Source organism: Rhodoferax ferrireducens T118 (assembly GCF_000013605.1).
Lineage (GTDB): Bacteria > Pseudomonadota > Gammaproteobacteria > Burkholderiales > Burkholderiaceae_C > Rhodoferax > Rhodoferax ferrireducens.
This window is the reverse complement of sequence record NC_007908.1, coordinates 1,317,473-1,333,072: the sequence shown is the minus strand read 5'-3', so window position 1 is coordinate 1,333,072 and position 15,600 is coordinate 1,317,473. Positions and strand designations below refer to the sequence as shown.

At 64.7% G+C, this 15,600-nt stretch carries 10 protein-coding genes; 2 read left to right on the top strand and 8 right to left on the bottom strand.

What is annotated here, in order from left to right; genetic code table 11:
• Positions 1-24 precede the first annotated feature (24 nt).
• The 4 genes from gmd to RFER_RS06200 form a co-directional block, all read right to left on the bottom strand.
• Positions 25-1,128, bottom strand: a complete 1,104-nt coding sequence (gmd, locus tag RFER_RS06215) for a GDP-mannose 4,6-dehydratase (RefSeq protein WP_011463539.1) — start codon at positions 1,126-1,128, stop codon at positions 25-27.
• Positions 1,125-1,529: a MarR family EPS-associated transcriptional regulator gene (locus tag RFER_RS06210; protein ID WP_011463538.1), complete on the bottom strand. Its 405-nt coding sequence runs from the start codon at positions 1,527-1,529 to the stop codon at positions 1,125-1,127. Before RFER_RS06210 ends, gmd begins: the two co-directional genes overlap by 4 nt.
• A 134-nt stretch (positions 1,530-1,663) precedes the next feature.
• On the bottom strand, positions 1,664-2,626 hold the full coding sequence (gene fcl / locus RFER_RS06205; protein ID WP_011463537.1) for a GDP-L-fucose synthase: 963 nt from the start codon (positions 2,624-2,626) through the stop codon (positions 1,664-1,666).
• A gap of 19 nt (positions 2,627-2,645) precedes the next feature.
• Positions 2,646-3,812 (bottom strand): Wzz/FepE/Etk N-terminal domain-containing protein, encoded by a 1,167-nt coding sequence (locus RFER_RS06200; RefSeq protein ID WP_011463536.1) that lies wholly within the window; start codon positions 3,810-3,812, stop codon positions 2,646-2,648.
• A gap of 195 nt (positions 3,813-4,007) precedes the next feature.
• On the opposite strand from RFER_RS06200, the gene RFER_RS06195 reads away from it, so the two are divergent.
• Positions 4,008-4,241, top strand: coding sequence for a hypothetical protein (locus RFER_RS06195; protein ID WP_166485682.1), 234 nt, complete (start codon positions 4,008-4,010; stop codon positions 4,239-4,241).
• A 2-nt stretch (positions 4,242-4,243) separates the two neighbouring features.
• Here RFER_RS06195 and RFER_RS06190 read toward each other — a convergent pair whose 3' ends face one another.
• The 4 genes from RFER_RS06190 to RFER_RS06175 are packed head-to-tail and all read right to left on the bottom strand — an operon-like array spanning position 4,244 to position 13,461.
• Entirely contained in the window at positions 4,244-5,293 is a 1,050-nt protein-coding gene (locus tag RFER_RS06190; RefSeq protein WP_011463534.1) for a ribonuclease Z, read from the bottom strand.
• Between the two features lie 42 nt (positions 5,294-5,335).
• The gene (locus RFER_RS06185; RefSeq protein WP_011463533.1) at positions 5,336-7,048 is read right to left on the bottom strand and encodes a TIR domain-containing protein; all 1,713 of its coding nucleotides are present in this window, start codon (positions 7,046-7,048) and stop codon (positions 5,336-5,338) included.
• Positions 7,045-12,540 carry a CHAT domain-containing protein gene (locus RFER_RS06180; RefSeq protein ID WP_011463532.1) on the bottom strand — a complete coding sequence of 1,832 codons (5,496 nt, stop codon included), beginning with the start codon at positions 12,538-12,540 and terminating at the stop codon, positions 7,045-7,047. The genes RFER_RS06185 and RFER_RS06180 overlap by 4 nt, the downstream gene beginning before the upstream one ends.
• Positions 12,541-12,552: 12 nt before the next feature.
• Positions 12,553-13,461, bottom strand: coding sequence for a caspase family protein (locus tag RFER_RS06175; protein WP_011463531.1), 909 nt, complete (start codon positions 13,459-13,461; stop codon positions 12,553-12,555).
• Between the two features lie 552 nt (positions 13,462-14,013).
• On the opposite strand from RFER_RS06175, the gene RFER_RS06170 reads away from it, so the two are divergent.
• Positions 14,014-15,588 (top strand): DUF5666 domain-containing protein, encoded by a 1,575-nt coding sequence (locus RFER_RS06170; RefSeq protein WP_011463530.1) that lies wholly within the window; start codon positions 14,014-14,016, stop codon positions 15,586-15,588.
• Positions 15,589-15,600: the final 12 nt, after the last annotated feature.

Below are 15,600 nucleotides of genomic sequence, written 5' to 3'. Positions count from 1 at the left end.
TTGGACGGTGGCTAGAGCCCAATGTTATTCAATACACACATTGACGCTGTAGCCGTTCTGCTTGAGCAAAGCGTGCTTTTTCGCTTCAACCAGATCATGGGCGACCATTTCGGCGCACATTTCTTGCGCGGTGATCTCAGGCACCCAGCCTAGTTTTTGTTTGGCTTTGGTGGGGTCGCCCAGCAGGGTTTCGACTTCGGTGGGGCGGAAGTAGCGAGGGTCGATGCGGACTATTGCCGCCTCACGCGATGCGCCAGGGACGACTGCGTAGCCTACTTCCTCGACGCCTGAGCCTTCCCAGCGGATCTGCATACCCAGCGCGGTGGCGGTCCATTCCAGAAAGGAGCGCACGCTGTATTGCACGCCGGTGGCAATTACAAAGTCATCTGGCTTGTCTTGCTGCAGCATCATCCATTGCATGCGAACGTAGTCTTTGGCGTGGCCCCAGTCGCGCAGGGCGTCGATGTTGCCCATGAAGAGGCAGTCTTCCAGGCCTTGGCTGATGTTGGCCAGGCCGCGGGTGATTTTGCGGGTGACGAAGGTTTCACCCCGGCGCGGGCTTTCGTGGTTGAACATGATGCCGTTGCAGGCATACATGCCGTAGGCCTCACGGTAGTTGACCGTGATCCAGTAGGCATATAACTTGGCCACGGCGTAGGGGCTGCGCGGGTAGAAGGGGGTGGTTTCGCGCTGCGGAGTTTCTTGCACCAGGCCATATAGCTCGGAGGTAGAGGCCTGGTAGTAACGGGTTTTTTTCTCCAGGCCCAGGATGCGAATGGCCTCCAGAATACGCAGGGTACCCATGCCATCCACGTCGGCGGTGTATTCGGGGCTCTCAAAGCTCACAGCCACGTGGCTTTGCGCGCCCAGGTTGTAGATCTCGTCAGGTTGTGTTTCTTGCACGATGCGCACCAGGTTGCTGGTGTCGCTCAGATCGCCGTAGTGCAGCTTGAAGTGGGCGTTGTTGACGTGCGGGTCCTGGTAGATGTGGTCTACGCGCTGGGTGTTGAACGAGCTGGCCCGGCGTTTGATGCCGTGCACGATGTAGCCTTTTTCTAGCAGGAACTCAGCTAAATAACTTCCGTCTTGGCCGGTGATGCCTGTGATGAGGGCGGTTTTTTGGGTCATGGTTGGGATTGGTGACTCTGTAGGGCAGAGCTGGCTTCGCGCTGCAGGGCTTCTATTTCGGCTTTGAGCAGGACGTATTCTTGTTGTTTGCGTTGCAAAAACCGTGTGGTGAGCTGGGCCTTGTTGGCGATGCCTTCGGGCGTGAGCAGGTAGGCGTAGGCTTGTTTGTTGGCGTTGCCTGAGAAGTTTTGCAGCTTGAGCCAGCCCTTGGCCAGCAGGGCTTGCACGCAGAAGTTGGTTTTGCCCAGGCTCAGGCCCAGCGCTTTGGCCATTTGGCGCTGGCTCATGTCGGGCTTGGCCTGCAGCAGGCCCATCACTTTAAAGTGAATTTCCAGGTGCAGGGCTTGGTCTGCGGCGGCGGCATCTACATTGGCTGCGGCGAAGGGTGCGATGGCGGTCATGCGGTGACTGTTGCTTGGGCGAATACGGTGGTTGGTGACGGCGGCGGCTGACTAGCGTTCTTGTTTTGAACGGTTGCGTAGTGTAGCTGAGTTGAGCGGGCTGAAGCTGGCCCCACGGGGCAGAAACAGGTGGGCTAGTGTTGCAGGAAGTCCTGGTAGGCTTGCATCAGACCTTGTTCCAACGCCACCTTGGCCCGCCAGCCGAGTGCATTCAGGCGGCTGCTGTCCATGAGCTTGCGCGGGCTGCCGTCAGGTTTGGTGGGGTCATAGTCGATGTTGCCTTGGTACCCCACGGCCTGGCTGACGGCCTGGGCAAGTTGGGCGATGGTGATGTCTGAACCGCAGCCGACATTGATGTGGCTTTGCGTCGGCTGAGTGTGGGCGCTGTAAATGGCTGGGTCCAGATTCATCACATGCACGCTGGCAGCAGCCATGTCGTCCACATACAAAAACTCACGACGCGGCGTGCCGGTGCCCCAGATGGTGACGGTGGGGGCCTTGCTGACCTTGGCTTCGTGAAAGCGACGGATCAGCGCGGGGATGACGTGGCTATTTTCAGGGTGGTAGTTGTCGCCGGGGCCGTAGAGGTTGGTGGGCATGACGCTGCGGTAGTCGACGCCGTGGCTCTGGCCGTATTGGCGGTTGTAGCTCTCGCAGAGCTTGATGCCGGCAATCTTGGCGATGGCGTAGGGCTCGTTGGTGGGCTCCAGCATGCCGGTGAGCAAGGCATCTTCACGCATGGGCTGGGCGGCAAGCTTGGGGTAGATGCAGCTCGAACCCAGAAACAACAGCTTTTGCACGCCGTTGCGCCAGGCGCTGTGGATGATGTGGGCCTCCATCATCAGGTTTTGATAGATGAACTCTGCCGGGTAGGTGTTGTTGGCGTGGATACCGCCCACCTTGGCGGCGGCCAAATAGACCTGATCTGGCTTTTCTTCTTCAAAAAATGCCTGTACGGCTGCCTGGTTGGTGAGGTCCAGCTCGGCGTGCGTGCGGGTAACGATGTTGGTCTGACCCTGCTGTTGCAGGGTGCGCACGATGGCCGAGCCGACCATGCCGCCGTGGCCGGCGACATAAATTTTGGGTTGTTGGGTCATGGCTGCTGGAGATCAATAATTAGCTGGCTTTGCCCAGGGCCTTGGCCCAGGAGCGGCGCAGGCGGCCAATTTTCTCGGCCGACTCAGGCGTTTGGGCGGCACCGCGCAGGGCTTGGCGGATGAAAACGAACAGCAGCAATGCAAAGCCGACGGCCAGGGTGGTCATCAGGGCGATCAACGCTTTTTTGGGTTTGCTTTTGCGCTCGGGCGGCTGGGCGGCGTCCAGCACTTGAATCACAGCGCCTTCACGGCTTTCGTCGATGCGGGCCATTTCATACTGTTTGGCAAAGAGCTCAAACAGGGTTTCATAGTATTTGAAGTCGCGGAATTTGGCGATGTAGTCGCTGCTTGCGCTGTCGGTGGCGGGCTCTGATTGCTCCGCGCGAGCCAGTTGACCGCGCAAGGCGGACAGCTCGGTTTGGGCCTGTTTGAAGTCCGGCGCGGATTCAGTCAGGTAGCCGCGCATGGAGGCGAGCTTGACTTCTTGCCCGGTGATTTGCGCCCGCAAGCGGGCAACGGCCTCCACGGCGGCGCCGGTGGACTTGAGGACCGAGCTGTTGACACCGCTGGCGCCCAGGGCCTGCTCGGCCTTGATCAGGTTGTCTTTGGCGTTGGTAAGCTGCTTTTCAAAGAAGACGCGGCGTTGCTGGGCTTCGGTGACGGCCAGGCGGTCAAGGAGGCGGCCCAGTTCTTCGACATAGGCATTGGCCAGTTGGGCAGCGAAAGCGGGGTCTTTGTCGTCCACGTCAATGGTGATGAGGCCGTCTTTGCCGCTGGCGATCTTGCTGACACCCTCCAATGTCGTGCGGGCATCGGTTTTGAGCTTGGATTCGTAGCGCTCCATGAGCTTGAAGCGGTCGATCAGCACGTCTTGCACACTGCGGCTTTTGAGGAAGGCGACGTATTGGTCAGCCGGGTTCTTGAGACCGGTGGCTGCGCCGGCCAGACCGCCCAGGGCGCCCAGGCTTGACAACATGGAAGCCGCCGCGCTTTGCTGTTGCTGCGGCGGCATGAATTTGGTGGTGGCGGTAAAGGTGGGGGCGATGGCAAAGCTGATGCCCAGCGCCAGCAGGCCGGCGGTCAGGGGCGCCAGCACCAGCAGGCGCAGGTTGTCGGCGACGACTTGCAGCAGGTCTAGCAAGCTGATTTCGTCATCTTCTTCGACGGTTTCGATGTTTGGGGTCATGGATTGATTACTACTATTTTTGCAGCCGCTGGCGCATGTGGGACGACGGCTAGTTTAGCGGGTGTTTTTTGGGGGCATTCGGCGGCTTGGCTACGCCCCGCCCTGCCGGTCTTTGCGTTTTCTCAAATGGCCGGTCGCCGGGTCAACGTCTCATCGGCCGTAACCCTACGTTGGCGACAAGTGAAGGAGGCGGATATGCCGAAGGTTGAAGACGGTGAAAGATGGGCAGCGATGCAAGCCGACTGGCAAGCTGTCAACCAGGAAGCGCGCACAGCGCGGCTTAGAGTGACGCAAGCCTTTGTTAAGGCCGCTGCGGGTGACGGCTCTGGCCCGACGACCGCTCAGCTTGATCTGGCGGAGAAACTGGAACTGGCTGCCGACGAAAAGCGGCTGGCACTGGACGAGTTTGTGAAACAGGCGTTTGGCTGACGTCAGGTGGCAGCCGCTGCCGCCTCGATCTCCCGGCGCAAGTCCGCCTCGCGGTCGGCGTAGCGTGGCGAAAAATGAAACGGAATGACCAGTTTGGCGCCGGCCGCACGCGCGATGCTGCCCGCCTGGCGCGCGGTGAGATGATGTTTTCGGGCCGCATGGTCGGCATCCTGGTCGAGAAATACGCATTCGATGAATAACTGCGCCGCGTTGGCCGCCAGTGCCGTGATGCGTTGGACGTTGTCCGGGTGAAAGGCGACGTCGGTCACATAGCAGATCTTCTCGCCCTCGACCTGCCGCAAGACCGCGGCCTTGAGCAAACCAAGGGATAAAACACGTTCATGCTCGCCGCTGCCGTCGCGCCAGCAGGCGCGCACCGTTGTCGCGTCAGGTGCGTTGCGCAGCACGGCATCCTTGAGTTCCTTCAGCCACGGCCCGACCGCCAACCCGAGTTCGGCCAGCCGGTTCCTCCACACGTTGACGTGGATCTTTTCCTCGACCGCGAAGCCAAGGCAGGCGGTACCGTGGTCGAGAAACGCCGCGCGCACGCGAAACGCCAGCTCGTCGAGCAGCACGCCGCCCGGCAAATGCCGCGCCGCCAGCGGCTCGGCGCGAAACCGATTGCGGCAGCGCAGGCGGGTGCCGCGGGCCTGCCAGTTGGCATCAAGCTCCCAGGCGTCCATAAAAAAGTCGCCGGGATAGTTCTCGACCAGGTTCCAGGTGTAGCCGGCGAGCTTGTGTTCGACTTGGGCCGCAAAACCCGGTGGGCCATACAGGCGCAAGCTTGTGTTGCGGCCGAGGCAGAGGCGAAGCAGCCGGTCGAAACCGAAAAAGTGGTCCATGTGGGTGTGCGAGACGAAGACATCTGAAACGCGCAGCAGCTTTTTCGGTGGCAGCGCCGTGAGATCCCCCAGATCGAACAACAAAGCCCGCTTCTCGAACTTGAAATCAACGTACAGGCCAGGGTCGCCGAACGGATCGTTCACGAGTGCGGGTCTGAAAATCGGGCGCATGGCGGCAAGCTGGGGTTGGCCGGTGACGGCGTCAAACATTATCCCGCTTTGATACGGGTGAATATTCGCCCGCTCGTCGCCCTAGGCCGCCTTGCAGCCGTCAATCAGCAAGCCGCCCGGTGCGCACAGCGAGCGACCGAACCAGATTTCGTAGGTGTCGGTTTTGGGGCTGGCATTGCGCAATGCGCTGCTGGCGGGCGGCGCGCTGACCGCCTCGCCCACCACCTTGGCAACCCAGCGTGCGTAGCTGCGGTCGCTCTTGCCCTGCACCCGCACTTGCGTGGCTTCAGGCGCGCGCGCGTCCACCTGTTCGATGGCGGGCGCCTCGTAGCCAAAGCTGCGCAACTTGAGGGCCAGCGCCTCGGCGATGGGCCGTTGCGCTGGGTTGGCTATCTGAATGTAGGCGACCGGGTGGCGCACGAGCGCCTGCTTGAGTAAGTCGCGCACCTTGCCGGCCTGCTTGGCGGTGTAGTCGCCCAGCGGCTGCGCCGCGTCGAGCAGCCGCTCAATCGTCGCGCGGTTGACCTGCAAGGTACCTGGCAAGGCGCTTTGCAGCAGCACCAGCGTGTTGACGACGCCCGACGATGCGCTTGCGTCCAGTCCGGCCGGGCCGTCCTTTAATACCTGCAAGGCCTTCTTGACCGCCAGTGGCACGGCGTCGGACAGGGCCAGCGGGTCAACCACGAGGCTGGTGGTGGCATTGATACGGCGTTCTTTGTCATTGTCGAACAAGCCTTCGACGGCCTGAGTCAGCTGCGCAACGCGCGCCTCAGGCGGATCGATGCGTGGTGGCTGCTTGGGAGCCTGGGGCGCGGCCGGGCGCGGCGCGGCGCTGGTTGCGGCGGAAATGCCCGCGCCAGCACCCGCGTCCGGCTTTGCGGGTGCTGGCGCGGGAGTCGCGGCGAGGCGTGTGATCGGCGTGGCCTCGCCTTCGACCACGGCCAGCGTCAGCACCCGTTTTTCAGCATCGGCGCGCTGACTGCGGTCGAGCGGTGCTTCGGTGGCCGCCAACGCCAGCTTGAACGAGGTCAACGCGTCCAGCGGCTTGCCGGTCTGGGCGTAGACATGGCCGAGGTAGTAGCGGGCCCGCGCGTGCGCCGGGCGCAGCTCCACGGCGCTCAGGTATTCGTTGAGCGCGGTCTCAAGTTGCGGCACGCTGGCGTATTGCTGGTCCAGCCCGGCGCGAAAGTGGCGATCAGCTTCGCTCTTGTCAAAGTCGATGCGGCGCTGCTTTTCGGCCTGCACAACGACTTCGCCCTGGCGCTGATCGCGAACGTACCAAGTGGCGGTGCCACCCAGCACCAGCGCCAGCGCGGCAGCTGTCATCAGTGTGGAACGGCGCGGCCACTTGCGGCTCAGGCGCGGTCGCTCGAGCGCAAGGTCCGGTGCCCGGCGTCGGCGCACTTCAAACAGCAGATTCTGGAAGGCTTCGTCGCTGGCATCGCCGTCCCAGTCCAGCAGATCCAGCGTGTGCAACTGGCCAAAACCGAGCGGCAGCTCGACATCTTCGATGCGCACCGGCAGCAGCTTGCCCGTTTTGGCGGCACGAGAAGACTCATCGCGCACGAAGGTCGAACGCACCGAGTCGGCTGACCACAGCACCATGACGACGGCCGCGCCCAGCAGTTGGGCCTCGATCACCGCCGTGAATTCGCTGCCGGCAGCCAGATCGCGGTCCCACCAGACCTGCAGCCCGCTCGCACTCAAGGCTTGCGCGAGTTGCTCGGCGAGCGGCCGGTCTTCGCGCGCATAGCTGACAAACACATCGGGAGACGCCGCGCCCGTGGCATTCATGCGGCCGCCAGCGCCTTCAGGCCATTCAACAGCTCGACCGCAGCGCGCTGCTCGGGCGCACTGGCAACCCGCTGATAGGGTTCCAGCGTGAAGCGCGCATCCGTGTAGACCGAGTCCCAGCTCGACGTGGCTGGCACGCGCAGCTTGAGCTCTCGAAAGGCATCCATCAACGCAGGCCCGGAGCCCGCCAGGCGGCCTTGCGCCAGGGCCTCGAGCAGACCCAGCTCGGTTTGCCCGGCCACCGACCAGAAATCAGGCTTCTCCATGCTTGCCTGGTCCAGCGATTCACGCACCGCACGCAGCCGGTCCGCCGCCAGCCGCGGCGCGCGCCGATGCAAGAACGCCAGCCGCAGCTCGGCACTGATGCAGTTCTTGGCCGGGTAGAACAGATTGGCGGCCTGCCCCTGGCGGGCCAGGGTCTCTGCGTTGGCATAGTGCGCCGCCATTTGCTCCAGCGCCTGGAGCGAGGCGCCCGCGTTGCCGGTACGGGTTTCAAGCAACACCAGGCGCTTCCATGCGGAACCAAGCAGGCTCTCGCGCTCAAAGGTGGCTTGCAGCGCGACCAGCCGGCTGAGCTGCGCGATGCCTTCCTCGATCAACCGGCGCGCGCGCGCCGCATCGCTGAGGCCCTCGCCGTAGCGCGCCAGCTGATTGCCGAGTTGTTCGGCGGCCCGGAACGAGGCGCTGCCATCCGCCGCATGGACCGCCACGCGGTACCACTCGATCGCCTTGGCGCTGTCCTGGGCCTGGGCATAGGCCAGGCCGAAAGCCTCCGCGACAGCGCCCATGGCGCCCCAGGGCGGGCCGAACTTCGATTCGAGAAAATGCAGTTTGTCGCACTGCAACTCGGCTTTGACCTGGCTGAAACGGCTGCGGATGGCGAGGGTTTCGAGTGCCAGCGCCAGCGCCACCGGCGACGACACCGCCACGAACTCGTCGCCCACCGGTGGCGCCTTGCGCTGGGCGTCGGCGCCGCCGCGGCGCCAGGTCCAGCCCGGGTCGCCATAACACTGGTAGGCAGCCCAGGTATTGCCCTGCGGACTCTCGCGCCAGGCCGCTTCACGCGCCGCCGCGACGGCGTCGATGAAACGCTCGCCGCGCAACAGCACCGCGTAGAAGGTGGTGGCGAACTTTTCGGCCGGCCCGTCCTCCACGGCCCAGCCGGCGGCGATCACGCAGCGCACGCCGACTTCGATCAGCGCCTGCGCGATGTTGGCCGCAAAACTCGCGCGGTCGTAGGGCTGCAGCGTCAGCGAGGCGTCGCGCCCGGCCAGGTGGCAGCAGTTCAGGAACACCAGCTCGGGCACGACGCGCATGGCCTTGATCTCGGCGGCACCCAAAAAAGTGTCGCCCGACAGCACCACGCCGCCGCGGGCGCCGGGGGCGCCATGGCCGGCGACATGCACGACGCGGTAGGGGCGCTCGAACAGCGCGTTGATCACGCTGCGCGCATCGTCTTCGCCGCTGACCAGCGAACGCACCTTGCCCGACTGAATCCCATCGGTAGCGCTGGTGAGCCGGGTCATGACCGCGATGGCTTCGGCCCGGGCGCCGGGCAGCGGCGGGTAGCGCGTGGGGTCGCTCAGCGGCTCGCCGATCACCAGCACGCTGTCGTCGGCGTTGGCATCCGACACCTGGGCCCGAAAATCTTCGGTGCGCAGCTTGCGCAGCAGCTTGCTGCGGATCGCCCAGGGCCGCGGGTCGCCGCCGCTGTGCGCCGGCGCATCGGTGTCGAGCAGTTCCCAGGGGATCACGGCCGAGCCGGCGTCGAGCTCGATCAGCATCTCGGAGGTGCCACCCAGGAACGGCTCCATCTCCACCGGCACCAGCAACTTGAACAGCGTGCGCCCGATCTGCGCATCGCGGTTCGAGTCGTTCGAGGCCTTGGCCACCAGCTCCCTGAGCAGCGTGCCCTGTGCCTGCTGGGCCCGCACTTCGGTGCGGGCGCGCCGCGTGTCGAGCACATACTGGATCGTCGGCTGGTCGTTCTTGTCGTGCGGGCCGGTCAGGGCGCTGATCAGGTCGTGGGCGGCGCCGCGGTAGCTCGAATCGAGCGAACGCCGCAGGGCACCGTCGCCCGAGGTGATCAGGCCCACCAGCTCCAGCTGGTTCGGCGTGGCGGTCGATTGCACCTGCAGCGAGCGCCAGGCGTCGCTGGCGCGGTCCAGGTAGAACTCCACCAGGATCAGGCGGCTCAGCTGCGGCCAGCCGCCCTGCTGCAATTTCTGGCTGGCCTCGAACACGCCCTGCGCGATCAATTGCGCCGAGCTGCCGGCACTGATGCCGGTGCCGCCGCTGCCGATCAGCGTGGCTGCCAGTTCGAACTGCGCCACGCCGCCCTGCTCCGACACCCGCTGCGCATACGCCAGCACCGCCTGGCGCACGGTGTAGACCAGTTCACTCGCGCGCAGCTTGCCCTCTTCACCCAGTCCGGCCACCACCACCGCCTGCGGGCGCGCCATGGCGAACACATTCTCCGGGTCATGGCGCTGGTTGCCGAAGATCTGGTGCGAGCCGGTGGCGTCGGGGTACAGGCCGGCCGCGAGCGACTTGCTCATGGCGTGGCCGACGAGGCCATCAACGACCCACTCGGTCCCGGTCAGCGCCAGCGAGCGGTAGTGCCCGACCAGCAGCGGCTGGCTGACGAACTTGATGTCACCGTTGTACACCGACACGCGCAGCGCCGTGCTTTTGCCTCGTGCGCTGCGGGCTTCGGTATCGCTGCGCGCCAGGTCCAGCACCTCGGCTTCGCTCGACGGTGGGCGCGACGATTGCAGCCCGCGCGAAGGCCGGTTGCGCACCAGCGCCGCCACGGCTGCGGCCGCACCGGCGGCGCCGCGCACGCCGGGGGCGGCGGACTCCACGATTTCCAGCTGGGTGGTCTGGCCGCTGCTGAGCAGTTCGATGTAGGCCGCGAAGGCGCTCGCTTCGTCGGGCAGCTTGCCGTGTTCGGCATCGACCTTCCAGGTGCGCACGCCCGGCAGCAGTGCGCTCGCCAGCGTGACGCGGCCGTCGCCGTCGTCCGGCGCGTCGAGGTACTCGAGGCCGTCGGTGGTCTGTGTGATGCCAGCCGGTGTGAAGCGTGCGTGGCCGACTACCAGCAGCATCTTCGGCGCATCGGCGCCCAGGGTTTCGACCTGCGCATCCAGGCGCCGGCGCAATTGCACGGCCTGGTCGAGCACCGCTTGCGGCGGTGCGCCCCACTCGTAGATGGTGCGCTGCGCGCCCTCGTCGTGCCAGATGCTGCGCTCACGCAGCGCCGCCATGTCCTGGTCGGCCAGCTTCTGCCAGGTGCTGGACTTATCGAGGCCGAGCGTGGGGTCGAGCAGTGCGGCCTGCAACTGGATGAAGCCGGGCAGGCCGGCCATCATCTGGCGCGCGCCGCCGTTGTCGAACAGCGCACCGAAGGCGACCAGCGCGTTGCCGAAGGTGTCGTCGCCCGAGAGCGTCTGCATCGGCGCCCACGAGCCGCCGTTGGGCGTGCCCAGCATCAGGAGGCGCGCGCCCTCACGCGCCATCATGCGGGCCCAGGTGTCGGGTTTTTCCAGGCGCATGGTGCGTGCTACCAGCCCACCCATCGAGTGCGCGAGCAGACGCACCGGTTGCTGGCTGGTGTTGCGCGCGGCGAGCGCCGCATCCACCGCTGCCGCCAGGCGCTGCGCTTCGTCTTCGATCGGGCGGCGCCAGTCGTAGGCGAAGGGGATCACCTCGTGGCTGTCGGCCAGGCGCTCGATCAGGTCGTCGTAGGTACTGCCGATCGGGCCGTCGGGCTCGATGCGCGCGGCCGTCGCCGGGTCCCACGCCAGCTTCTTCAGACCGTTGACGAAGCGAAAACCGAGCCAGATGCGCTTGCCGTCGAGCTTGAGATTGGAGCCCAGGATGCCGGGCAGCACGAACACTGCCGGGCGGTTGGCCGCGTCGGCCGCATTGGCACCGCGCGAACGCGTCACGGCGCGCGCGGCGCGGGTGCCACTGGCGTCCTCGCCGGCCCAGGACAGCGGGCCGATGGTTGCGAAGTCGGCCGGCGCCGTCTCCAGCAGCGCATCCGTGATGGCATTGACCGTGCTCTCGTTGGCGAAGTAGTTGAAGTGCGAGACCCGGGCGCCGCGGTCGAGCACAAAACTCGCCCCGGCGCCGGCGGCGCTGGCGGCACGCGGCGCGCCGCCGTACATCGAGCGCGTCTGCACGATCAGGTCGTTGTCGGTCCAGTAGAAGGCATCGGACAGCAGCGTCTTGACCCAGGAGCCGATCGAGTCGCCCTCCATGTCGCCGGCCACCACGAGCAGTTCGCCAGGGAGGGCGTCGCCGTCGCCACTGCCGCCGTTGAGCCACTGCACCAGCGGGCTGCCGGGCATCATGGCTTCGAGGCCGGGCAGCTCGTCGGGCTGGGCGCGCCGGCGCGCCACTTCACACAGGAAGTCGAGCAGCTGCGGCGCCACCGGCACACCGCCCAGCTCCAGGCTCCACTTCAGCACCGACAGGTAGGCGTCAAGGCGTTTGGACGCCAGCAGCGTGCCGCGCGCCGGGCAGGCCACCCGCACCACGCGTTCGATCTTCAGGCCCTTGGCCATCGCCTCTTGGGCCAGGGTCTGCAGATCGGCGCGTTGCTGGCGGTAGTCGGCCCCGTCGAACAAGGCCAGCTCCTCGCTGCCAGGCGGCTTGCCGCCGCAGGCCCGCACCAGCACTTCGGCCACCAGGCCGCCGCGCGAATGGGTCAGCAGGTGCAGGCGCGCGCCGGCCGGCACGGCGCGCACCAGCGTCAAGGCGTTGGCAATCGGACTCTGGCCCAGGGTCGGGTGATCGAGCGCGTAGACCCGGTCGCCGTAGTGCTGGAACAGCGCGCGCACGGTCTGCGGGTGCAGCGTCCAGAGCTTGCCGAAGGTGCTGACGCTGTCGACGAAGGTGCCGTGCACCAGCACCAGCAGCGGCCCGCCGTCGGCTGCCGCCGGCACCGCGTCGCGCTTGCGGCCGCTGCCCTTGAGCGGCTCCAGCGCAGTCGCCGAGAGTTCGTACACACCCGCGTCCACGGCACCGTCGACTTTCCTGGTGATGGCGGCGGCGGCCAGTTTGGCCGCCGGGTCTTTGGCCAGGCCGGTGATGAGCTCGAAGGCGCTGAGCACGGTCTGGCCCATCCAGCCGCGGGTCGCGCCGCGCGTGGCGCCCGCCTCCAGCCCCGGCCAGCCGAGCTGCGGAGAGACCACAACTTCGCTGTCGTCGGCCGCATTGACCGTGCCGCGGGTGGCACCGGCGCTTTGCGCGCGCATCAGGTCGCGCGCGTCTTCGGGGTGCAGGTACAGCGTTGGCCCGTTGGCGATGGTCAGCACCACGACGTCCTCGCCCGGGCGGGCGGTCACGCGCACCGCCTCAGCACCGCCGCGCTGCGCGCCAACGCGCACCGAGGCCTTGCTGCTGCCACGGGTGGCGCCGCCCGCCTGCGCCTGGCCCGGGATGACGAAGCTGATGTCCTGTGCTCGGGTGGCCATGGCAAGCATCGAACCGGGTGGTCAGACCGTGAAAGGTGTTTGTGCCAGGAAGTTCCCCGCCTGGCCCAGCGTGAACAAATTGGGTGATTGACCGGTAGGCAGGGCGGCGCGGATACGCGTGTGGAAGGTGTCGTAGTTGCCGCTGAACTTGCCCAGGTTCCAGACTTTCAGCAGCGCTTCCGTGAAGGCGCCGTTGTGCTCGCCGTCCATCGAGGTCTGGTTGTCCTGGCAGCCGGAGATCAGGATGACGGCCGGGTGAAAGCTGCCAACGAGCGCGGTTGCATGGGCTGCCGCGCCGACTTGCGTCAGTGCCGCCAGCGCTGCATCCGGGTCCACGCCGGCCTTGCTGGCAGCGTCGGTGACGTCCTGCTGCAGCTTGTCGTAGAAGGCTTGGTGTTCACCATAGACGCGCCGGGCCACGGCATCGGGCATCAGCTTGATGCGCTGGCCGGGTGGTGGTGGCGGCGGCGGCAGCTCGCGCGTGACGCTGCCGCTGTGGCAGCTGTCGGACAGCACCAGAATGCGCACGCCGGCCTTGAACTTGCTGAGCTCCAGGTAGAGCTCATCGTCGATCAGCTGGCCGTCAAACAGGCACCAGGTTTCGTCCTTCTTGTCCGGCTCGTCACCGTTCACGTCGGGCACCTGGCCACCGTGGCCGGAGTAGCTCATGAAGAACAGGTCGCCCGCCTTCAGCGACTTGGCCGCGCTGCGCAGGCCGGCCAGCGTGTTGGCGCGCGTGGCCTTTTTGGTCAGCAGCACCGTGGACTTCATGCCCCTGGTTTTCGCGATGGCCGCCATGTCGTTGGCGTCGAACTCGCAGGCGGCCAGTGGCCCCGTCCAGCCGCTGTAGGCGTCGCCGTTGACGCTGTTGAGGCCGATGTGCAAGGAGAGTCCCCGTGCCTTTGTGTTTGCGGTCTTGTCGAATGCCATGTTGTTCTCCTTGCATCCTCATCAAGAAAAAATTAAGGCGCGGCCCGCTTGTGCGTGGTGGGCGAACTTCGCCTCGTTCCTCACGTAGGGGCTGGCCGACACTTCGGTCGGATGGCGTCGTGGCCAAACCCGCGTCAGACGTAACGTCGTCTTGTCGTTCAGGCTTTCAACGAGGCGGTTGAATTGATTGAATTCACGGCCAGTTTCAACCAGAAAGCTGCTCTGCCCTTGCCCCCGAAAACGTACTCAATAGCAAGTGATTGGAGTCAGAGATCAAAGGCTATCAGTTGATAAAGATCAAAGGGGGAACAAGTGCTGGGTCGATTCACCCAGAAAAGCAAGTGAGGCGGCAAGTTGACGCGACCTTGACAGGCCATGACGGCAGACGCTTTCACGCAGTCTCAGGTCGGGATTAATTCTGAACTGCGGCATGGCCAAGGGGCTGCATAACGACTCTTAAGCCTGCCATAACATTTCCTGAATAGAGTTGCGCCAGTTTCCGGTGCACGGTGTGCCAAAACTTAGACCGATCCAACTTCAAGGAGAAATGCAATGAACCAAATTAAACCAAGTTTTCGCTGGACCCTATTGACCCTGTCCAGTGCCATGCTGCTGACAGCTTGCGGCGGCGGCGGTGGCACCACCCCGGCTGTCAACAACACCGCGCCCGCAGCGGCCATGTATGCCGGACCGATCACCGGTTTTGGCTCGGTCATCGTGAACGGCATGCGCTTCTCATCGGTGGGTGCCACGCTGCAGGATGATGACGGCCAGGACATCAATCTGGATCAACTCAAACTGGGTATGACGGTGCGCGTGAGTGGTACTGCCGACGACAGCACCCAGCTGGGCACGGCCAGCCAATTGGCCTTGGTGCATGGCATCCGGGGCGCAATCACAACCGTGAATGCATCGGCCAACACACTCACCTTGCTGGGGCAAACGGTGAACACCAACACAGCCACCGCTTACCAGGGTGTGAGCGGACTGGCCGGACTGACGGCCGGGCAATCGGTGGAGGTGTACGGCGCCTTGCAGGCCGACGGCAGCTTGCTGGCAACCCTCATCCAGCTCAAGACAACAGCATTCACCACACTGAGCGTGAACGGCGTGGTGGGCAACCTGAGCGCCACCAGCTTCAAGGTGGGCAACCTGACGGTGAACTACAGCACGGCGGTGGTCACCGGGGTGCTGGGCGACGGCAAGCGGGTGAAGATCAAGGCGGTCGCCAGCAATTTTGACGCGGTCAACAATGTGCTGACGGCCAGCACGGTAAAAGTCGAGGAAGCGAGCTCGGTGTATGGCGCCACAGTGGCGGCAGGCGCCTGGCTGAAGATCAAGGGCATCGCCGATGCGGCACCCATCAATGGCGTGTTGAAGGTCTCGGGTACGCCGGTGAATATGTCACAGGCAGCGATCAAGGGCAACACCAGCACCATCACAGCGGGTCAGCTGCTTGAGGTCAAAGGCAACTGGGACGGCAGTGTGTTGCAGGCCACACAGATTGAACAGGACGGCTACCGTGCCGGCCAGATTGGCGGCAGCAACGAGCTGTATGGCGCTGTCAGCAGCATCAATGGCAGCACCGTGGTCGTTAATGGTGTCAGTGTTGACTTGAGCACTGCGACGTTCGGGCGTAGCGCCACCTTGGCCCAAGTGGCGGTCGGCAGTTATGTCGAGATCAAGGGAAACTTGTCGGGCAACCTGCTGCGGGCGACCAAAGTCGAGCTCAAGACCAATGGCACCGGCAGCACCGGTAGCAGCGCCAGTACTGATGGTAGCCACGGCAACGACAACAGCAACGATAGCAGCCACGGCAATGACAACACCAGTAGCGATAGCAGCCACAGCAACGACAACAACACCAGCAACGATAGCAGCCACGGAACGGTTGGCGATGTGAGCTATGAGCAATACGGTCAGGTGTCGGACTTTGCGTCTGTGGCCAGTTTCAAGCTCAACGGCTTGACGGTCGATGCCTCTGCGGCCCGTTTCGAACACACGAATGCGGCCAGCCTGGCCAACGGGGTTTATGTGGAAATCAAGGGCACCCAAGGCAGCAACGGCGTGTTCGTCGCCACCAAGGTGGACATCAAGAACCACAGCAATCACGACAGCAATGACTGACCCCAAGGCCTG